Source organism: Pseudomonas sp. FEN (genome assembly GCF_904067045.1).
GTDB lineage: Bacteria > Pseudomonadota > Gammaproteobacteria > Pseudomonadales > Pseudomonadaceae > Aquipseudomonas.
The window spans coordinates 652,966-672,617 of sequence record NZ_CAJFDC010000036.1 but is presented as its reverse complement, the minus strand read 5'-3'; the positions used below and the strand labels follow the sequence as shown (position 1 = coordinate 672,617).

Annotated in this window: 16 protein-coding genes; 6 read left to right on the top strand and 10 right to left on the bottom strand. The window is 62.8% G+C overall.

Annotated elements, in window-relative coordinates; translation table 11 throughout:
- Positions 1 to 65: 65 nt before the first annotated feature.
- The 8 genes from PFEN_RS26680 to bioB all read right to left on the bottom strand — a co-directional run bounded on the left by PFEN_RS26680 (position 66) and on the right by bioB (position 8,902).
- The gene (locus PFEN_RS26680; protein WP_191489594.1) at positions 66 to 1,358 is read right to left on the bottom strand and encodes a GGDEF domain-containing protein; all 1,293 of its coding nucleotides are present in this window, start codon (positions 1,356 to 1,358) and stop codon (positions 66 to 68) included.
- Between the two features lie 233 nt (positions 1,359 to 1,591).
- Positions 1,592 to 3,397, bottom strand: a complete 1,806-nt coding sequence (locus PFEN_RS26675) for a phenylacyl-CoA dehydrogenase (protein WP_191489593.1) — start codon at positions 3,395 to 3,397, stop codon at positions 1,592 to 1,594.
- 464 nt (positions 3,398 to 3,861) lie between these two features.
- The gene (locus PFEN_RS26670; RefSeq protein ID WP_191489592.1) at positions 3,862 to 4,155 is read right to left on the bottom strand and encodes a pyrroloquinoline quinone biosynthesis protein PqqE; all 294 of its coding nucleotides are present in this window, start codon (positions 4,153 to 4,155) and stop codon (positions 3,862 to 3,864) included.
- A gap of 144 nt (positions 4,156 to 4,299) precedes the next feature.
- Positions 4,300 to 4,980 carry a dethiobiotin synthase gene (gene bioD, locus PFEN_RS26665; RefSeq protein ID WP_191489591.1) on the bottom strand — a complete coding sequence of 227 codons (681 nt, stop codon included), beginning with the start codon at positions 4,978 to 4,980 and terminating at the stop codon, positions 4,300 to 4,302.
- Positions 4,977 to 5,789 (bottom strand): malonyl-ACP O-methyltransferase BioC, encoded by an 813-nt coding sequence (gene bioC, locus PFEN_RS26660; RefSeq protein WP_191489590.1) that lies wholly within the window; start codon positions 5,787 to 5,789, stop codon positions 4,977 to 4,979. The genes bioD and bioC overlap by 4 nt, the downstream gene beginning before the upstream one ends.
- Positions 5,782 to 6,513 (bottom strand): alpha/beta fold hydrolase, encoded by a 732-nt coding sequence (locus PFEN_RS26655; protein WP_191489589.1) that lies wholly within the window; start codon positions 6,511 to 6,513, stop codon positions 5,782 to 5,784. The genes bioC and PFEN_RS26655 overlap by 8 nt, the downstream gene beginning before the upstream one ends.
- The gene (gene bioF / locus PFEN_RS26650; RefSeq protein WP_191489588.1) at positions 6,506 to 7,696 is read right to left on the bottom strand and encodes an 8-amino-7-oxononanoate synthase; all 1,191 of its coding nucleotides are present in this window, start codon (positions 7,694 to 7,696) and stop codon (positions 6,506 to 6,508) included. The genes PFEN_RS26655 and bioF overlap by 8 nt, the downstream gene beginning before the upstream one ends.
- Before the next feature lie 150 nt (positions 7,697 to 7,846).
- Positions 7,847 to 8,902 (bottom strand): biotin synthase BioB, encoded by a 1,056-nt coding sequence (gene bioB / locus PFEN_RS26645; protein WP_191489587.1) that lies wholly within the window; start codon positions 8,900 to 8,902, stop codon positions 7,847 to 7,849.
- A 94-nt stretch (positions 8,903 to 8,996) separates the two neighbouring features.
- On the opposite strand from bioB, the gene PFEN_RS26640 reads away from it, so the two are divergent.
- The 5 genes from PFEN_RS26640 (at position 8,997) to rarD (ending at position 15,341) form a co-directional block, all read left to right on the top strand.
- On the top strand, positions 8,997 to 9,734 hold the full coding sequence (locus PFEN_RS26640; RefSeq protein ID WP_191489586.1) for a ComF family protein: 738 nt from the start codon (positions 8,997 to 8,999) through the stop codon (positions 9,732 to 9,734).
- Between the two features lie 430 nt (positions 9,735 to 10,164).
- Entirely contained in the window at positions 10,165 to 10,929 is a 765-nt protein-coding gene (locus PFEN_RS26635) for a TOBE domain-containing protein (RefSeq protein ID WP_191489585.1), read from the top strand.
- A gap of 158 nt (positions 10,930 to 11,087) precedes the next feature.
- Positions 11,088 to 12,989: a PhoX family protein gene (locus PFEN_RS26630; RefSeq protein ID WP_191489584.1), complete on the top strand. Its 1,902-nt coding sequence runs from the start codon at positions 11,088 to 11,090 to the stop codon at positions 12,987 to 12,989.
- Between the two features lie 297 nt (positions 12,990 to 13,286).
- Entirely contained in the window at positions 13,287 to 14,261 is a 975-nt protein-coding gene (locus tag PFEN_RS26625) for a serine/threonine protein kinase (protein ID WP_191489583.1), read from the top strand.
- Positions 14,262 to 14,453: 192 nt separating this feature from the next.
- Positions 14,454 to 15,341, top strand: a complete 888-nt coding sequence (gene rarD / locus PFEN_RS26620; protein WP_191489582.1) for an EamA family transporter RarD — start codon at positions 14,454 to 14,456, stop codon at positions 15,339 to 15,341.
- A gap of 216 nt (positions 15,342 to 15,557) precedes the next feature.
- On the opposite strand, the gene PFEN_RS26615 is transcribed toward rarD, so the two are convergent.
- Positions 15,558 to 16,079 carry a glycine cleavage system protein R gene (locus PFEN_RS26615; RefSeq protein ID WP_191489581.1) on the bottom strand — a complete coding sequence of 174 codons (522 nt, stop codon included), beginning with the start codon at positions 16,077 to 16,079 and terminating at the stop codon, positions 15,558 to 15,560.
- 529 nt (positions 16,080 to 16,608) lie between these two features.
- On the opposite strand from PFEN_RS26615, the gene PFEN_RS26610 reads away from it, so the two are divergent.
- Entirely contained in the window at positions 16,609 to 18,786 is a 2,178-nt protein-coding gene (locus PFEN_RS26610; RefSeq protein WP_191489580.1) for a malate synthase G, read from the top strand.
- Positions 18,787 to 19,006: 220 nt separating this feature from the next.
- On the opposite strand, the gene PFEN_RS26605 is transcribed toward PFEN_RS26610, so the two are convergent.
- Positions 19,007 to 19,450 (bottom strand): response regulator, encoded by a 444-nt coding sequence (locus PFEN_RS26605; RefSeq protein ID WP_191489579.1) that lies wholly within the window; start codon positions 19,448 to 19,450, stop codon positions 19,007 to 19,009.
- Positions 19,451 to 19,652 lie beyond the last annotated feature (202 nt).

Genomic DNA, 19,652 nt, shown 5'->3' with positions numbered 1-19,652 from the left:
CTCAACCTACTGCCCGATCCAGCCCCGGACAATCACCGTCCAAGCGCTGAATGCTCCACCATCACTCAGCCGACAGCTTCACCCGTGCGGATCGCGCCACGCCGGGTCTGCCCCGCCGCGACCACACAGTTACGCCCCGCGCCCTTGGCGGCATAGAGCGCCTGGTCGGCGGACTTGAGCACTTCTTCCGGGCTGCGCTGGTCCAGTTGGCGCTCGGCGACACCGATGCTGACGGTCACCGACACGCTCGTGGCGGCGCTGCCGGCACGGCGCTGACGACCTTGCTGGTCGTCCTGGGGGCGGTTGTCCGGGTTGCGCAACTGGATATGGTAGTTGGCGATCACTTCGCGAATGACCTCCAAGTGCGGCATGCACTCTTCCAGGCTCTTGCCGGCGAACACCACCGCGAACTCTTCACCGCCATAGCGATAGGCGCGACCGCCGCCGCTGACCTTCGCCAGCTTGCTGGCCACCAGGCGCAACACCTGGTCGCCAACGTCGTGACCGTGGGTGTCGTTGAACTTCTTGAAATGGTCGACGTCGGTCATCGCCAGCACATAGTTACGCCCCAGGCGTTGCATGCGCTCGTTCAGCGCACGGCGTCCCGGCAAGCCCGTGAGCTCGTCGCGGAAGGCCATCTGATAGGCCTCGTGGGCCACCGCCGCGGCGATCATCAACATCACCTGGCTGCACATGATGTTCAGGGTGAACGGCAGGATGAAGGTCTTGGGCAACATCCAGAACAGCCCGAGCAGCCCGGTCAATTGCGCCGCGTGCAGCGGTCGCGGATGGCGCCAATACTGGACCAGGAGCAACAGGAAGGAGGCGAAAAACACCGGATAGGACAGCTGGATCAGACTCATCCAGGCGCCGTGCAGCGCCGGCCAGCGGATTTCCGCCAGCCACTCGAGCAGGGTTTGCGGATAACTCTGCTCCAAGCCCAGCGCCACGCTACCCACCGCCAGCAGCACGGCAAAACGCGCCACCATGTCCTGGAACAGATGGGTACGCTCCTGCCAGGCGGCATACACGCCGAACAGCAGTGGCAGCAACAGGCAACACAGGTGAAAGACCACGGCGGCGTCTTCCCGGACCTTACCGTGATCGCGGTAGTAATCGGTCTGGGTCGAGAGCAGGAAATAAGCGATGTACACCGTGACCATCAGGAACAGTTCGCGCTGACGTCGGTATACCGCGCAATAGGACCCGCCGAGCAACAGCACCAGGGTCGGCAGCACATTGAACAGCGAGGTGAAGAAGACGTTGAGTTCCTTGACGTAGGCAGCCGCAAACCCCGCAAGCAACAACAGCAGCGAAGGTAAAAAATGACCGACGTGGACAGCGGAAGAACGCGGCAAGGGTAAAGCTCCGACCGGCAAAGCAATAGATGGCATTGTGCCTGTATTTTAAGATTTAAAGCACGGCAATGTGACATCAGTCACAAACGCCATCTCTTTAACGGCAGCGCAACGATTCTTCTTAGCGATTCAGTCGGGAATTTTTTGTCTACGTGACCGCCAGGAAGGACACGCAAAAAAGCCGCTTCGCCCAAGGGCGAAGCGGCTTTTCACAGGCTGGAACTCAGTGCGGCTCAGTAACCCAGGCTGAAGTTCTCTTCCTTCATGTCCATCAGGTTATTGGCGCCCGACAGCATGGCTGCCACGTGAGTGCGGGTCCGCGGCAGGATGCGCTGGAAGTAGAAACGCGCGGTCTGCAGCTTGGCGGTGTAGAAGCCTTCCTCGCTGGTACCGGCGGCCAGTTTTTCGGCCGCCAGGCGCGCCATATCGGCCCAGAAGTAAGCCAAGCAGGCATAACCGGAGTACATCAGGTAGTCCACCGAAGCGGCGCCGACTTCTTCCCGGTCCTTCATGGCGGCCATGCCGACTTTCATGGTCAGTTCGCCCCACTCCTTGTTGATGGCCGCCAGCGGCGCGACGAACTCGCTGACCGCTTCGTTGCCTTCGTTGGCCTGGCAGAACTTGTGGACGATCTTGGTAAAGCCCTTCAGTGCTTCGCCCTGGGTCATCAGCACTTTGCGCCCCAGCAGATCCAGGGCCTGGATACCGGTGGTGCCTTCGTACAGCATCGAAATGCGGCTGTCGCGAACGTTCTGCTCCATGCCCCACTCAGCGATAAAGCCGTGGCCGCCGTAGATCTGCACGCCATGGTTGGCGGCTTCGAAGCCGACTTCGGTCATGAACGCCTTGGCAATCGGAGTCATGAACGCCAGCAGGGCGTCGGCTTTCTTCTTCTCTTCTTCATCCTGACCGTACTTGACGATATCAACCTGCTTGGCGGTGAAGTAGACCATCGCCCGGTTACCTTCGGCGAAGGCCTTCATGGTCAGCAGCATGCGACGCACGTCTGGGTGCACGATGATCGGATCAGCAGCCTTGTCCGGCGCTTTCGGGCCAGTCAGGGAGCGCATCTGCAGACGTTCACGCGCATATTTCAGGCCACCCTGGAAACCGATCTCGGCATGGGCCAGACCTTGCAGCGCGGTCCCCAGGCGAGCGGTGTTCATGAAGGTGAACATGCAGTTCAGGCCCTTGTTCGGCGGGCCGATCAGGAAACCGGTGGCCGCGTCGAAGTTCATCACGCAGGTGGCGTTGCCGTGGATGCCCATCTTGTGTTCGAGGGAACCGCAGGAAACCGCATTGCGCGCGCCGACGCTACCATCGGCGTTCGGCAGGAACTTGGGCACGATGAACAGCGAAATACCCTTGGTACCAGCCGGTGCATCCGGCAGGCGTGCCAGGACGATATGGACGATGTTATCGGCCATGTCGTGTTCACCGGCCGAAATGAAGATCTTGGTCCCGCTGACCTTGTAGGAACCGTCGGCCTGAGGCTCGGCCTTGGTCCGCAGCATGCCCAGGTCGGTACCGCAGTGCGGTTCGGTCAGGCACATGGTGCCGGTCCATTCGCCGGAGACCAGCTTGGTCAGGTAGGCCTCTTGTTGCTCGGGCGTACCGTGTTCGGAAATGGTGTTCATCGCGCCATGGGACAGGCCCGGGTACATGCCCCACGACCAGTTGGCTTCGCCGACCATTTCGCTGACCGCCAGGCCCAGGGACTCCGGCAGACCCTGGCCGCCGTGTTCGACGTCGTGGGCCAGGCTTGGCCAGCCGCCTTCGACGAACTGCTTGTAGGCTTCCTTGAAACCGCTCGGGGTCTTAACGCCGGACTCGCTCCAGGTGCAACCTTCGGTGTCGCCGACCCGGTTCAACGGAGCCAGTACCTGCTCACAAAACTTGGCGCCTTCCTCGAGAATGGCGTCAACCATGTCCGGGGTAGCGTCCTGGCATGCCGGCAGGCTCTGATAGTGCGCTTCGTAACCGAGCAGCTCGTCGCGGACGAAGCGAATATCACGCAAGGGGGCCTTGTAGTCAGGCATAGCGATAAACCTCTGCTGATGAATCCTGGAATAAGCGACCGCGTCGATTTGCCACGCCGGTCAAACGGTTGTTTGAAACATACGTTTGCGCTCAATCCTTGTCAAGTGTCGTTCATAATCCATTCGTCATACATGGCTGAAAGAGGCGCAGGAAAAGACCGACAGCCTTGAAGGGCAGCCAGGGGCGCGTCATGGAAAGAATAGTCGAGGCTAAGCGGGGGCTTATGAAACGAGGGAGAAGTTCAGGAATCGCCGCTGTGGCGAGCGGGCTTGTCGGAACGCCGCACCGCCGCTCAGGGTTGCGAAGCAGCCCTAAAACCTGCGAATCCGGTGTATCAGATAGACCGAGGCGGCCGGTTTTGCGGCTGCTGCGCAGCCGAGCGTGGGCAAGCCCACTCGCCACAAATCTCGGTCAGGCTTGAGAGATCATTCGTAGTTGAACAGTATTGGTGTTGCCCACCCCATCAAGCGTAGGTATCGATCAACGTACCCAGCGCCTGGTCCGAGGCCTTGGCCACCTTGGCGCCCAACTCGACCTGGAGCTTGCCCTGGGACATGTCCACCATGCTGCTCGACAGATCCTGCTGGCTGCGGTCCACCGACAACAGGCGGTTGACCTGGGTATCGGACGACTGGCTCTTGAGCGAGCGCTCGATCGTGGTGTCGGCGATCTGGCTGGCGGCCTGGTCGACACGGTTCTGCCCGGAGCGAATAGTGCTCAGACCGGCATAAACAGCGGTATTTCCTGAGATTTCCATGGGCGAACTCGACTGGATACATAATCGACAGTCTGCATTTAACCAGACCTGTCAAAGAAACACCCGTCAAAAACAATAATGGCAAATTGCCTAGCGATAGTCAGAGTCTTAGGGAATCCCCCCAAGAGCGCTAAAGCGCTCAGCCTAGTCCAGCAAGTCCAGTTGCAGGTACTGCGCCACGGCTTCGGCACTCACCGCCTTGAGTCTGGGCACCCGCCCCAGGCACGGGGCCGGCAAGCGTTCGGCCAGGGTCGCGAGGTTCTCTTCCAGGCGCGAGGTTTTCGAATCGATGATATTGGCGACCCAGCCGGCCAGTTGCAGCCCATCCCGGGCGATGGCTTCGGCGGTCAGCAGGGCATGATTGATACAGCCCAGACGCACCCCCACCACCAGGATCACCGGCAAGGCCAGCGCCTGGGCCAGATCCGACAGGCTGGCCTGGTCCGCCAGCGGCACCCGCCAGCCCCCGGCCCCCTCGATCAGGGTGAAGTCGGCCCCTTTGGCCAACACCTGCCGCATCGGTCCCAGCAAGGACTGTACGGTCAACATCACCCCAGCCTCGCGCGCCGCCAGATGCGGGGCAATCGCCGGCTCGAGGGCCACCGGATTGACCTCGGCGTAGCTCAGCGGCAGCGAACATTCCGCCAGCAACGCCAGGGCATCGGCGTTGCGCAGCCCCGCGGGCGTGACCTCGCAGCCGGACGCCACCGGCTTGCCCGCCGCGGTGCTCAGGCCGGCCTGATGGGCCGCGTGCAGCAACCCGGTGGCAATCGTGGTTTTGCCCACGTCGGTGTCGGTGCCGGCAATGAAATAGGCCACACTCATAGCGGTTTCTCCAGAATGGCGTAGACCACCTGATAGGTCGCCGGCAGACCCTCGGCCTGGCGAAACTGTTCATAGGCCTGCATCAATCCGAGAATCCGTGCCCGCCCGGTCAAACCGCCTGGCCGGCCAGGATTGAGGTTATGCGCGCCCAGCGCCTTGAGCTCATGGGTCAAGCTGCGCACATCCGGGTAGTGCAGCACCTGTGGCCGGCTTTCCAGGCTGAGCACCCGCAGACCGCTGTCCCGGCACAACTGCTGATAGTCGCTGAACAACCGGAAGCGGTTGACGTGCACCAGGCCATCCACCGCCCGCCAGCTTTCCCGCAACTCGTGCAGGGTGCCGACACACAGGCTGGCGAAGGCCATGCTGCCGCCTGGCCGCAAGACCCGGCGGGCTTCGGCGAGCACCGAGGCGAAATCGGCGCACCACTGCACCGCCAGGCTGGAGAACACCAGGTCGCAGCTGCCGGCCAGCAACGGCAGGCGCTCGGCATCCCCGGCGACAAAGTGCCGGGCACCGCCCAGCGGACGCGCATGCTCCAGCATGCCCTGGGCAATATCCAGCGCCACGCCTTCGCCCGGGCTGAAGCGAGCCGCCAGGGCTCGGCTGAAATAACCGGTGCCACAACCCATATCGAGCCAACGGGACGGACTCAGGTCGCCCGGCAGGCGCCCAAGCAATTCGTGACCGACATCGCGCTGCAGTTGGGCGACGCTGTCATAGCTGGCCGCCGCGCGGGAAAACGAGGCCGCGACCTGACGCTTGTCGGGCAGGCCGCCCGGCAAGACAGGATGGGAAAGATCAGTCATCACCGGACTCATGCAAGAAGGCTTGGATAGCCCCGGCCACTCCATGGGGGTCGTCCAGCAGAAAAGCGTGGCCGGCCTGTTCGATCAGGCCGACTTCGACATCCGGCAGCAGCGCCAGCAGATCACTGGCGGCTTCGGCCGGCACCAGGCCATCCTGGCCGGCGAACAGGTGCAGTTGCGGACCGCGATAGGCTTGCAGCGCGGGCCGGGTATCCAGTTGTGCCAGCACCTCCAGCCCGTTCAACAGAACGGATGACGCGGTATTCGGCGCACCGGCCAAGAGCAATCGCGCCTGTCCGCGCGGGTCCGCCGAGCCCTGGGCACAGAGCAGGCTGAAGCGCTTGAGGGTCATCTGCGGATCGGCCCGACAGCCAGCCAGGAACAGGTCAAAGGTGTCATTCGCCATCGCGCCGGGCCAGCCTTCACCCACCACGAAACACGGATTGCTCGCCAGCGTCAGCAGCCCGCAGCAGCGCTCGCCGCGCCGCGCCGCCAACGCCGAGGCCAACATTCCGCCCAGGGACCAGCCACCCAGCCAGGCATTGTCCGGCAGACTGGCGTCCAGTTCGTCGAGCCACTCGTCGGGGTCACCCGAGACCAGTTCCGGCAAAGGTTCGATTTCTACCCGCAAGTGCTCATCCAGCCCGCGCAAGGCCGCGGCCAGGGGTTCCAGCGGCGAAATGCCGAGACCCCAACCGGGCAACAGGATCAGACGATCACGCATGGTTTGGCTCCAACGGCTCAAAGGGACCCAACACGCTGAAACACGAGGCCAGCCCCTCTAACAATAGCTGCACCTGCGCCTCGCTGTGAGCCGCGGACAAGGTCACCCGCAAACGGGCACTGCCCGCCGGAACGGTGGGCGGGCGAATCGCCGTCACCATCAGGCCACGCTCGCGTAATAGCTGCGAGAAGCGCAGCGCCCGACCGCTGTCGCCGATCAGGATCGGCTGGATCGGCGTGAAGCTGTCCATCAGGGTCAGGCCGATCTGTTCGGCGCCCTGGCGGAACTGGCGAATCAGCGCATTCAGGTGCGCGCGCCGCCAGTGTTCGCCGCGCAACAGCTCCAGGCTCTTCAATGTCGCGCAGGCCAGGGCCGGAGGCTGGCTGGTGGTGTAGATATAGGGGCGGGCGAACTGGATCAGACTTTCGATCAACTCTTCACTGCCGGCGACAAACGCGCCCGCCGTGCCGAAGGCCTTGCCCAGGGTGCCGACCAGTACCGGCACGTCCTCCTGGCTCAGACCGAAATGCTCGACAATACCGCCGCCATTGGCACCCAGGGGGCCGAAACCGTGAGCATCGTCGACCATCAGCCAAGCGCCCTTGGCCCGGGTTTCACGGGCCAGCGCCGGCAAGTCGGCGAGGTCGCCGTCCATGCTGAAGACCCCGTCGGTGACCACCAGGGTATTGCCGCTGGCTTTTTCCAGACGCTTGGCGAGGCTGACGGCATCGTTGTGCAAGTAACGATTGAAGCGCGCCCCCGAAAGCAACCCGGCGTCCAGCAGCGACGCGTGGTTGAGGCGGTCCTCCAGCACCGTATCACCCTGCCCCACCAAGGCGGTGACCGCGCCGAGGTTGGCCATGTAGCCGGTGGTGAACAACAGCACACGTGGCCGGCCGGTGAGATCGGCCAGCGCCTCTTCCAGCGCATGATGCGGCCCGCTGTGACCGATCACCAGATGCGAGGCACCACCGCCGACACCCCAGCGCGCCGCGCCGGCCTGCCAGGCTTCGATGACCTGCGGATGATTGGCCAGGCCCAGATAGTCGTTGTTACAGAAGGCCAGCAGGGGCTGACCATCGACCACCACCCGCGGGCCTTGCGGAGTCTCCAGCAACGGGCGCTGGCGATAGAGGTTTTCGGCACGCCGGGCGGACAGCCGGGCGGCGAGATCAAAGGACATTGGAGCCTCGCAGATGCGATCCGAAGAACACCGCATAACCTTGTAGGAGCAGGGCTTGCCCGCGAAGCTTTCAGCGGCATCAAGGACGCCTTCGCGGATCAATCCTGCTCCCACAAAGCCAATCGGTGCCCTGGGTGGAAACGGGGCAGATCAGACAGCGGCGTTGTAAAACTGCCCGCTGCTCTTTTGCTCGACCAACGCCTGCTCGATGGCGGCCTGGTGCACTTCGTCGGCATGCTCTTCACGGGCCTCGGGCTGGATGCCCAGGCGCGCGAACAACTGCATGTCCTTGTCGGCCTGCGGGTTGGCGGTGGTGAGCAATTTATCGCCGTAGAAGATCGAGTTGGCACCGGCAAAGAACGCCAGGGCCTGCATCTGGTCATTCATCGCCTCGCGGCCGGCCGACAGGCGGACATGGGATTGCGGCATCAGGATCCGCGCCACGGCGAGCATGCGGATGAAATCGAACGGATCGACGTCATCGGCATTTTCCAGCGGCGTACCGGCGACCTTCACCAGCATGTTGATCGGCACCGACTCCGGGTGTTCCGGCAGGTTCGCCAACTGGATCAACAGCCCGGCGCGGTCGTCAAGGGACTCGCCCATGCCAAGGATACCGCCGGAGCAGATCTTCATCCCGGCATCACGCACATAGGCCAGGGTCTCCAGACGCTCGCCGTAGGTCCGGGTAGTGATGATGCTGCCGTAGAACTCCGGCGAGGTGTCGAGGTTGTGGTTGTAGTAGTCGAGGCCGGCGTCGGCCAGGGCGGCGGTCTGCTCCTGGTCGAGCTTGCCCAGGGTCATGCAGGTTTCCAGGCCCATGGCCTTCACCCCTTTGACCATCTGCAACACGTAGGGCATGTCCTTGGCCGACGGATGTTTCCACGCCGCGCCCATGCAGAAACGCGTCGAGCCGATGGCCTTGGCCCGCGCGGCCTCCTCCAGCACTTTCTGCACTTCCATCAGTTTTTCTTTTTCCAGCCCGGTGTTGTAGTGACCGGACTGCGGGCAGTACTTGCAGTCTTCCGGGCAGGCGCCGGTCTTGATCGACAGCAGGGTCGACACTTGCACGCGATTGGCATCGAAGTGCGCGCGGTGCACGGTTTGCGCCTGGAACAGCAGGTCATTGAACGGCTGAACGAACAGCGCCTTGACCTCGGCTAAAGACCAATCGTGACGCAAAGTGGCGGTGGTGCTGGCGCTCATCGGTGGAGTTCCTTGTTTTATGCTGGGCAAGCGGCTGGGGCAAAGGAATACCCACAGACGCGACACGGATGCTCGGCATATTTAAGGAAGACGCATGCACTGTCAACCACGATACACAGGACCGGTTTACATCTGGTTAAAAAACAAACAAACCTGTTTGTTGTGCGATGAGGCCACCGACACCCCTCACCCGATCTGTACCCCCTGCGAGAGCGAGCTGCCCTGGTTGATGGATGCGTGCCAGGTCTGCGCCCTGCCCTTGTCGGCGGCGGGGCTGACCTGCGGGCAGTGCCTCAAGCAGCCGCCGGCCTTCGAGCAGGTGATAGCACCCTGGACCTACCGTTTCCCGCTGGACAGCCTGATCACCCGTTTCAAGCACCAGAGCCAATGGCCGTTGGGGCGACTGCTGGGGGAGTTGCTGGCCCAGGCGTTGCGCGTGCGCTTTGACGATGGCTTGCCAAGGCCGGAGCTGTTGCTGCCGGTACCCATGGCGACCCGGCGCTTGCGTCAACGGGGTTACAACCAGGCGGCGATGCTCGCGACGTGGCTGAGCCAGAACCTGGAAATCTCCGCAGATGAACACTTTCTACTGCGTGTTCAAGACACCATCGCGCAACAGGAACTGGATGCCAGGGCTCGCCGACGCAACCTGTTGAACGCCTTTGCCTTGGCGCCCGGTGCACAGGTCGAAGGCCTGCACCTGGCGCTGGTGGACGATGTGCTGACCACCGGCGCCACCACCGAAAGCCTGGCCCGACTGCTGATGAAGGAAGGTGCGCGACGGGTCGATGTCTATTGCCTGGCGCGGACACCGAGTCCGGAAAGCCGCTAGCCGTCCCAGGGACACCAACAAAACCTGTGGCGAGCCGGCTTATCAGTCAAATTCGAAACAGAACGCGGTCTTGTGGCGAGCGGGCTTGCCCGCGTTCGGCTGCGAAGCGGCCGCAAAACCGCTCAACTCGGTTGACCGGACACACCGCGCGCCCAGGTTTTAGGGCCGCTTCGCGCCCCGGAGCGGCGGTGCGGCATTCCGACAAACCCGCTTTCCACAAATCTCGGCCAAACTCAAGATCGCTCTTAACCAGGCGGAATCAGGGATTGTCAGGGCACCGCAGCGCGGCGATAGCGTCCACAAGGCCTATACAAGGATTACCGGGCCTCATCGTCGGCAAGCCGGCGCCTACAGAAGCCGCGTTCGGCTTGACGTCGCGGATACCGAGAGGCACCTTGCCCAATACCGCCTGCCACCCGAAGCCCGCCCCATGTCCCTGCCCGTCCTGCTGACCCAACACATCGTCCGCCGCCCGCAGCGCATCGCCCTGCTGCAACATATCGCCGAGCAGGGCTCGATCACCCGCGCCGCGAAAAGCGCGGGGTTGAGCTACAAAGCGGCTTGGGACGCCATCGACGAGTTGAACAACCTGGCGCAAAAACCCCTGGTGGAACGTAGCGTCGGCGGCAAGGGTGGCGGTGGCGCCAAGTTGTCGGCCGAAGGCGAACGGGTGCTGCGTCTCTATCAACGCCTGCAAACCCTCCAGGCCCAAGTCCTGGAAGCCGCCGAAGACAGCGCCGACCTCGACCTGCTCGGCCGCCTGATGCTGCGCACCAGCGCCCGCAACCAGCTCCACGGCACGGTGCGGGAGATCCTCGGCCAGGGGTGCAACGACCTCGTGTGCCTGAGCCTGGCTGGCGGGCTCACGCTGCAAGCGCAGATCACCCACGACAGCACCCGGCGCCTGGAACTGCAAAGCGGCACCGAAGTGGTCGCCCTGATCAAGGCCGGCTGGTTGGAATTGAGCGCCATCGGCCACCCAGTAAAATCCGGACACAATTCTCTGAGCGGTCAAATCGAGGAAATTTCCGAGGCCGAAGATGGGCCTTCGGAGGTCAGAATCGCCTTGCCGAACGGACAAACTCTCTGCGCTTTGGCACAACCGGAACAGATAAAAAACCTCGATCTGAGGCTGGGAAGCCCAGTGCAGACGGTGTTTGCGCCATCCTTGGTCATTCTGGGCACGCCGTTGTGACGTCATCGCCGGCAAGCCCACGCCCACAAGGCACACGCGATCCACTGTAGGAGCCAGCTTGCTGGCGATCGATCGCACCGCGATCACCCGCTTTTCCTGCAACAAATCCGTCACACCGCATTACTAAGGTGACCGCCTGACCCGCAGGGAGCCTGACCATGAACTTATTAGAAGACAATCAACCGACCGACCTGGAACAGATGGTCGGCCTCAGCCGTCGCGGCTTCATCAGTGCCGGCGCCTTGTGCGGCGCGGCAATGTTCCTCGGCGGCAACCTGCTGACCCGCAGCGCCATGGCCGCCGGTGTCAGTACCGCTTCCGGCAAGCTGCTGGGCTTCGACAGCATCGCCGCCGCCACCCGCGACAGCCTGACCTTGCCACCCGGCTACAGCGCGTCGGTGCTGATCAGCTGGGGCCAGCCGCTGGAGAAGAACGGCCCGGCCTTCGACCCCAGCGGCAACGGCACGGCCAAGGCCCAGGAAGTCCAGTTCGGCGACAACAACGACGGCATGAGCCTGTTTGCCTTCCCCGGCGATGACAACCGCGCACTGCTGGCGATCAACAACGAATACACCAACTATCGCTACCTCTACGCCCACGGCGGCCAGCCACAATCCCTTGACGACGTGCGCAAGGCCCAAGCCAGCGAAGGCGTCTCGGTGATCGAAATACAACGCAAGGACGAGCAATGGCAGTTCGTCCAGGGCTCGCCCTACAACCGGCGGATCCACGGCAACACACCGATCGGATTCGGCGGCCCGGCAGCCGGTCACCCCTGGCTGCAGACCCAAGCCGACAAGCAGGGCCGCAAAGTCCTCGGCACCTTCCAGAACTGCGCCAATGGCAAGACGCCATGGGGCACCTACCTGACCTGTGAAGAGAACTTCACCGACTGCTTCGGCAGCAGCCATGCCGAACAGAAATTCGATGCGGCACAGAAGCGCTACGGCGTCGCGGCCAGCAGCAAAGAGATCAATTGGCACCTCCACGATCCGCGCTTCGACATGGCCCTGAACCCCAACGAACTAAACCGTCATGGTTGGGTGGTGGAGATCGACCCGTTCGACCCGCAGTCGACACCGGTCAAGCGCACCGCCCTGGGTCGTTTCAAACACGAGAACGCGGCCCTGGCCGAAACCCGTGACGGTCGCGCCGTGGTCTACATGGGCGACGATGAACGCGGCGAGTTCATCTACCGGTTCATCAGCCGCGACACGATCAACCACAAGAACCCCAAGGCCAACCGCGATCTGCTGGACCACGGCACGCTGTACGTGGCGCGCTTCGACAACGGCGACGGCAACCCGGATCGTCCGAAGGGCTCGGGGGAATGGGTCGAACTGAGCTTCGGTAAAAACGGCCTCGACGCCGGCAACGGTTTCGCCGGCCAGGCCGAAGTGTTGATCCACGCCCGCCTGGCGGCCAGCGTGGTCAAGGCGACACGCATGGACCGTCCGGAATGGATCGTCGTCAGCCCCATCGACGGCCAGGTCTATTGCACCCTGACCAACAACGCCAAGCGCGGCGAAGACGGCCAGCCGGTGGGCGGGCCGAACCCACGCGAGAAGAATGTCTACGGGCAGATCCTGCGCTGGCGGGCCGCAGGGGACGACCATGGCGCCGACCGTTTCGCCTGGGATCTGTTCGTGGTCGCGGGCAACCCCGCCGCGCACCCTGGCACGGCCAAGGCCGGCTCGTCCAACATCACCCCGCAGAACATGTTCAACAGCCCGGATGGCTTGGGTTTCGACCAGGCTGGACGCCTGTGGATCCTCAGTGACGGCGACTACAGCAACGCCGGGGATTTTGCCGGCATGGGCAATAATCAGATGCTCTGCGCCGATCCGAGCAACGGCGAAATCCGCCGCTTCATGGTCGGCCCGGTGGGCTGCGAAGTGACCGGCATCAGTTTCGCTCCGGACCAGAAGACCTTGTTCGTCGGCATCCAGCATCCTGGCGAGGCCGGCAATTCGACCTTCCCCGAGCATTTGCCGAACGGCAAGCCGCGCTCTTCGGTAATGGCGATCCGTCGGGACGATGGCGGGATCATCGGCGCCTGATCCACCGGTCTTGAAAGCGCCGCGTCCCCTGCAGGAGCTGGCTTGCCGGCTCCCACAGAGACCGCGTCCGGCCTCGAGAGCGGCCACACAACCGCCAACGTCTTCGCGGCGATGCGGCGGTCCGACAAGCTCCCTCCCACAATATTATTCGAGTCGCCCCCGGATACTGCATACGGCAGAAAACCCGTGGGAGCGGAGCTTGCCCGCGAAAGGGCCGGAACAGCCGGCACCTTTCCAAGCCCCAGTGCGCTAACATGCTGAGCCGGACGCGGCCGCCTGCCGCCCGCAGGAGTCAGTATGTCTCACCCGTTTGAAACACTTACCCCCGACCTGGTGCTCGACGCAGTGGAAAGCATTGGCTTTCTCAGCGACGCCCGGGTCATGGCGCTCAACAGCTACGAAAACCGGGTCTATCAGGTAGGCATCGAAGACGGCGAACCGCTGATCGCCAAGTTCTACCGCCCCCAACGCTGGACCAACGAGGCCATTCTCGAGGAACACAGCTTCACCTTCGAACTGGCCGACCGCGAAATCCCCGTCGTCGCCCCGCTGATCCACAACGGCGCCAGCCTGTTCGAACACGCCGGCTTTCGCTTCACCCTGTTCCCCCGGCGTGGTGGCCGGGCACCGGAGCCGGGCAATCTCGACCAGCTCTATCGCCTCGGCCAACTGCTCGGCCGCTTGCATGCCGTGGGCGCCACCCGTCCGTTCGAACACCGCGAAGTCCTGGGGGTGAAGAACTTCGGCGACGACTCGCTGACCACCCTGCTGGAAGGCAACTTCATTCCCCGCAGCCTGCTGCCGGCCTATGAGTCCGTGGCCCGCGACCTGCTCAAGCGGGTAAAACAGGTCTATGCCGAGACCCCGCACCAGAACATCCGCATTCACGGCGATTGCCACCCCGGCAACATGATGTGCCGTGACGAGATGTTCCACATCGTCGACCTCGATGACTGCCGCATGGGCCCGGCGGTGCAGGACCTGTGGATGATGCTGGCGGGTGACCGCCAGGAGTGCCTCGGCCAACTGTCGGAACTGATGGATGGCTACCGCGAATTCCACGACTTCGATCCCCGCGAGCTGGCGTTGATCGAACCGCTGCGCGCCTTGCGCCTGATGCACTACAGCGCCTGGCTCGCCCGGCGCTGGGACGACCCGGCGTTTCCCCACAGCTTCCCGTGGTTCGGCAGTGAGCGTTACTGGGGCGACCAGGTGCTGGCCTTGCGGGAACAGCTTTCCGCGCTGAATGAAGAACCGCTGAAATTATTCTGACGGTTGTGGCAGGATTTAGCGGCGTCGGCGTCTGAAAGGACGCCATCACGAGCAGGCTCGCTCCTACAGTAATTTATCGCATCCCCCTGTAGGAGCGAGCTTGCTCGCGATAGGCCCCGAAGCCTCACCGCACCAACCAAGACCCGCGCATCAACACCCATAATTAGTCAGCAGCCTAAGCAAGGACTCTGCATGCAAGCCGCCAACCCGCGTCGCGGGTACATCCTTGGCCTCACCGCCTACATCATCTGGGGCCTATTCCCGATCTACTTCAAGGCCATCGCCGCCGTACCCGCGGTCGAGATCATTATCCATCGCGTGCTCTGGTCCGCCCTGTTCGGCAGCCTGCTGCTGCTGGTCTGGAAACACCCGGGCTGGTGGCGCGAGCTGCGGGACAACCCACGCCGCCTGGCGATCCTGGCCCTGAGCGGGACCCTGATCGCCGCCAACTGGCTGACCTACGTCTGGGCGGTCAACAACGGGCGCATGGTCGAGGCCAGCCTGGGCTACTACATCAATCCGCTGGTCAACGTGCTGCTGGGCATGCTGCTGTTGGGCGAACGCCTGCGCCGCCTGCAATGGATCGCCGTCGGCCTCGCCGCCGTGGGCGTGGCCCAGCAGGTCTGGCAAGTCGGCAGCCTGCCCTGGGTGTCGCTGGTGCTGGCGCTGACCTTCGGCTTCTACGGACTGATCCGCAAACAGGCCCCGGTCAAAGCGCTACCGGGGCTGGTGGTGGAAACCTGGATGCTGGTGCCCATTGCCATCGGCTGGCTGTTGCTGCACCCACTCGCCATCAGCGCCCAAGCCGAATTCTGGAGCACCTCGCAAGCCTGGTGGCTGATCGCCGCCGGACCGGTCACCCTGGTGCCACTGGTGAGCTTCAACGCGGCGGCGCGTCACCTGCCCTACACCACCCTGGGCTTCCTGCAATACATCGCGCCGACCCTGGTGCTGCTGCAAGCCGTGCTGCTGTTCGACGAACATTTGTCCTCCAGCAGCCTGGTGGCGTTCATCTTCATCTGGGCCGGCCTGGCGGTGTACAGCCTCGACGCCTGGCTCAGCCTGCGCAAGCGCAGCTGATCAAAAAACGCACAAAAGCCTGCAAGCCTTGCCCCACCTGGGCTGCAGGTTTCTACCCCAAGGTTATCCACAAGCCGGTCCACGCCGTTTGTGCACAAGCCCTTGAAACTGCTCGTTTTTTGCTCAGTTCCTGGAAAGCCCCGGCCGGCCTGGCCGGGCGTAGGCTCTCCCCAGGTTATCCACAGGCCCATCCCCGTTAAAACTGAATAACCCGTCTCACTCTTCGTCACTGCGCAGCATCAACTCCACCATCAGTTCATCAGCCAGGGTTTCCAGGCCCGACTGCAAGGCTTCCAGCGGCAGGTCATACGGCACCGCCAGGATCGCCTCGGCATGGAACAGCGGGTCGCCGCTCATCGGTGCGGGACTCACATCGGTCACCAGTTGCTCCAGATTGATCCCCTGTTCAGTCAACAGACGGGTGATATCCCGCACGATGCCCGGGCGATCATTGCCCACCAGTTCCATCGCGATGGGTTTCCACTGGCCAGGGGCTTCGCCGCTACCGGGAATCACCTGGATCTGAATGCCCTGGCTGGCGAGTTCCTGGAGCGCCTTGGTCAGCGCAGCGTGGGCCTGGGCCGGCGCCTCGACCCGGACAATCCCGACAAACTGCCCGGCCAGGCCCGACATGCGGCTTTCCAGCCAGTTGCCGCCATGCTCGGCGATACACAGGGCAATCTGTTCGACCTGGCCGGCCTTGTCGGGTGCGAATACAGTCAGTACGAGATGGTCCACGGGATAGCCCTCTTGTTGGTTGATCCAGTATAGGCACGGCCATTGTCGAGTGCCGCAAGCTCGATCGCGACAAGGCCAGCGGGACCCGCATCGCCGCTTCGGACGCCATCGCTGCGTGCGGCATCGCGACAAGCCGGGCTCCCGCAGACCCCGTGTACGACAGCCGTAGGCCACGGATGAAAAACCACCAAGGAAAATCGTGTACGATTTTTATATTTATCTGGAACAATCCATATATTTCTTGAGAACATCAACGCCCGCAGCATGACCAGCCAGAACCCACTGGTCGCGAAACGACGTATTTAGTCTAATTTTCACAACCCCGGCGCTTCATGTAGTATGCGCCAGCACGCACTACATAATGTTGCAACGATACCCGTCCGAGTGCCTGCGAAAGCACGCAAAGCCCCGTCCGTTCGCGTTGGCGGGGTTCGCCCAGGCGCCTGCAAGGGCATGTTCTGGTACTGTGTCTGGAGAAGCGCGCAAGGCTTTAAATAGAAGTGAATAGCTGAGCAGAGTGAGGCAAGCAATGACTGAACACGTTCAAGTCGGTGGCCTTAAGGTCGCCAAAGTCCTGTTCGACTTCGTGAACCACGAAGCCATTCCCGGTACCGGCCTGACCGCCGACCAGTTCTGGGCCGGTGCCGACAAGGTCATCCACGACCTGGCGCCGAAGAACCGAGCCCTACTCGCCAAACGCGATGATTTCCAGGCCCGCATCGATGCCTGGCACCAGTCCCGGGCCGGTCAGGCCTTTGACGCCGTGGCTTACAAAGCCTTCCTGCAAGACATTGGTTACCTGCTGCCAGAAGCGGCGGATTTCCAAGCCACTACCCAGAACGTCGACGACGAAATCGCCCGCATGGCCGGCCCGCAGTTGGTGGTGCCGGTGATGAACGCGCGTTTCGCCCTCAATGCCTCGAACGCCCGCTGGGGTTCGCTGTATGACGCGCTCTATGGCACCGATGCCATCAGCGAGGCGGATGGCGCGGAAAAAGGCAAAGGCTACAACAAGGTCCGTGGCGACAAGGTCATCGCCTTCGCCCGCGCCTTCCTCGATGAAGCCGCGCCCCTGAGCGCCGGCTCCCACGTCGATTCGGTGGGTTACAAGATCGTCGACGGCAAGCTCGTGGTCGCGCTCAAGGGCGGCACCAACAGCGGCCTGCGCGACGATGCCCAGCTGATCGGTTTCCAAGGCGATGCCGCGGCACCCACCGCCATTCTCCTGAAAAACCACGGCCTGCACTTCGAAATCCAGATCGACGCCAGCAGCCCCGTCGGCCAGACCGACGCCGCTGGCGTGAAAGACCTGCTGATGGAAGCCGCCCTGACCACCATCATGGACTGCGAAGACTCGGTCGCCGCCGTCGATGCCGATGACAAGGTGGTGATCTACCGCAACTGGCTCGGCCTGATGAAGGGCGACCTGGCGGAACAGGTCGCCAAGGGCGGTACCACCTTCACCCGCACCATGAACGCCGACCGCCGCTACACCGCCCTCGACGGCAGCGAATTGAGCCTGCACGGTCGCTCGCTGCTGTTCGTGCGCAACGTCGGCCACCTGATGACCATCGATGCGATCCTCGACAGCCACGGCAATGAAGTGCCCGAGGGGATCCTCGACGGCCTGGTCACCAGCCTCGCGGCGATCCACAGCCTCAACGGCAATACCGTGCGCAAGAACAGCCGCACCGGCTCGGTCTACATCGTCAAGCCGAAAATGCACGGCCCGGAAGAAGCCGCGTTCACCAACGAGCTGTTCGGCCGTGTCGAAGAAGTCCTGAACCTGCCGCGCAACACGCTGAAAGTCGGGATCATGGACGAAGAGCGGCGCACCACGGTCAACCTGAAAGCCTGCATCAAGGCCGCCAGCGAGCGCGTGGTGTTCATCAACACCGGCTTCCTCGACCGCACCGGTGACGAGATCCACACCTCGATGGAAGCCGGCGCCATGGTGCGCAAGGCAGCCATGAAAACGGAAAAATGGATCGGCGCCTACGAGAACTGGAACGTCGATATCGGTTTGAGCACCGGCTTGCAAGGTCGCGCCCAGATCGGCAAGGGCATGTGGGCCATGCCCGACCTGATGGCGGCGATGCTCGAACAGAAGATTGCCCATCCACTGGCCGGGGCCAACACCGCCTGGGTACCGTCGCCGACGGCGGCCGCGTTGCACGCGTTGCATTACCACAAGGTCGATGTGTTCGCCCGCCAGGCCGAACTGGCCAAGCGCGCACGGGCTTCGCTCGACGACATCCTGACCATCCCGTTGGCCAGCAACCCCGACTGGTCGGCCGAGGACATCCGCAACGAACTGGACAACAACGCCCAGGGCATCCTCGGCTACGTGGTGCGCTGGATCGACCAGGGCGTCGGTTGCTCGAAGGTGCCGGACATCCATGATGTCGGCCTGATGGAAGACCGCGCCACCCTGCGTATTTCCAGCCAACACATCGCCAACTGGCTGCGTCATGGCATCGTGACCCGGGATCAGGTCATGGAAAGCCTCAAACGCATGGCCCCGGTGGTCGACCGGCAGAATGCCGGGGATGCGCTGTACCGCCCATTGGCCCCGGACTTCGACAGCAACATCGCCTTCCAGGCGGCGGTCGAACTGGTGATCGAAGGGACCCGGCAACCCAACGGCTACACCGAGCCGGTGCTGCACCGTCGTCGTCGCGAGTTCAAGGCCCGCAACGGCCTGTAAATGCGCGCCGATGGCTAATAGAAAAGCCCTGATCGGCAACGATCAGGGCTTTTTCATTCCAGAGACCTCGACACGCCGCGCCCTAATCTCGACACCGCTCCCTAATGTAGGAGCGAGCTTGCTCGCGATGGACGTCAACGATAACGCTGGGCATCTGATACCCCACGCTGCCTGGTGCCCCATCGCGAGCAACCGAGCGCGACCGCCGGTCCTACAGGGCCTAGGCCACCATCCCCAGCTCACGCTTGACCAGCTTCAACAGCTTCGCGGTATCGATCGGCTTGAGCAGAAAATCCACCACGCTCAAATGCATCGCATCAATGGCATCGCGCACATCGGCATTGCCGGACACGATGATGATCGGCAACGCCGCCCGCTCGGACTCCCGCACCTTGCGGATCAGATCGAGTCCATCGTCGGCCATGCGCAAATCAGTGATCAGCAAACCAATGCCGCGATTGGACTCCAGCAAGGCAAAAGCGGCCGCGCCACTGGCGGCGGTTACGCAATGGATATCGTGCAGGGCAAGAATTTCCGACAGCAATTCCCGGGCATCCTGGTCGTCATCGACGATCAGGACCCGCTGATATGACATTTGCGGTGCCTGCATCACCTGCAGTATGGCCTCGCGCTCGGCATCGCTCAAAATATCGTGGTCGGACATATAGCTCTCTGGTATCCCTTGGCAATCCAATTCCCTGGCACAGTGCTCAGACATCACTAAACCGCCGCTCAATGTGCACTTCGTCGGAAAGTTTTCCAAGTCGAGATTTGTTAAGAATCTACTTGTTCAACTGTAGGCTATTTCACAGACCTAGACTTACGTCCAATGGGCACCCGGGGAGAGGGAGCCGACCATGCTCGCA

Bases quoted from the DNA above. Each gene is read 5' to 3' on its own strand.
- PFEN_RS26635 (WP_191489585.1), top strand. From the start codon at position 10,165: ATGTCCCTGCCCGTCCTGCTGACCCAACACATCGTCCGCCGCCCGCAG.
- PFEN_RS26640 (WP_191489586.1), top strand. From the start codon at position 8,997: ATGCACTGTCAACCACGATACACAGGACCGGTTTACATCTGGTTAAAA.
- PFEN_RS26675 (WP_191489593.1), bottom strand. From the start codon at position 3,397: ATGCCTGACTACAAGGCCCCCTTGCGTGATATTCGCTTCGTCCGCGAC.
- PFEN_RS26625 (WP_191489583.1), top strand. From the start codon at position 13,287: ATGTCTCACCCGTTTGAAACACTTACCCCCGACCTGGTGCTCGACGCA.
- bioC (WP_191489590.1), bottom strand. From the start codon at position 5,789: ATGACTGATCTTTCCCATCCTGTCTTGCCGGGCGGCCTGCCCGACAAG.
- bioD (WP_191489591.1), bottom strand. From the start codon at position 4,980: ATGAGTGTGGCCTATTTCATTGCCGGCACCGACACCGACGTGGGCAAA.
- bioB (WP_191489587.1), bottom strand. From the start codon at position 8,902: ATGAGCGCCAGCACCACCGCCACTTTGCGTCACGATTGGTCTTTAGCC.
- PFEN_RS26630 (WP_191489584.1), top strand. From the start codon at position 11,088: ATGAACTTATTAGAAGACAATCAACCGACCGACCTGGAACAGATGGTC.
- bioF (WP_191489588.1), bottom strand. From the start codon at position 7,696: ATGTCCTTTGATCTCGCCGCCCGGCTGTCCGCCCGGCGTGCCGAAAAC.
- PFEN_RS26655 (WP_191489589.1), bottom strand. From the start codon at position 6,513: ATGCGTGATCGTCTGATCCTGTTGCCCGGTTGGGGTCTCGGCATTTCG.
- rarD (WP_191489582.1), top strand. From the start codon at position 14,454: ATGCAAGCCGCCAACCCGCGTCGCGGGTACATCCTTGGCCTCACCGCC.
- PFEN_RS26605 (WP_191489579.1), bottom strand. From the start codon at position 19,450: ATGTCCGACCACGATATTTTGAGCGATGCCGAGCGCGAGGCCATACTG.
- PFEN_RS26610 (WP_191489580.1), top strand. From the start codon at position 16,609: ATGACTGAACACGTTCAAGTCGGTGGCCTTAAGGTCGCCAAAGTCCTG.
- PFEN_RS26670 (WP_191489592.1), bottom strand. From the start codon at position 4,155: ATGGAAATCTCAGGAAATACCGCTGTTTATGCCGGTCTGAGCACTATT.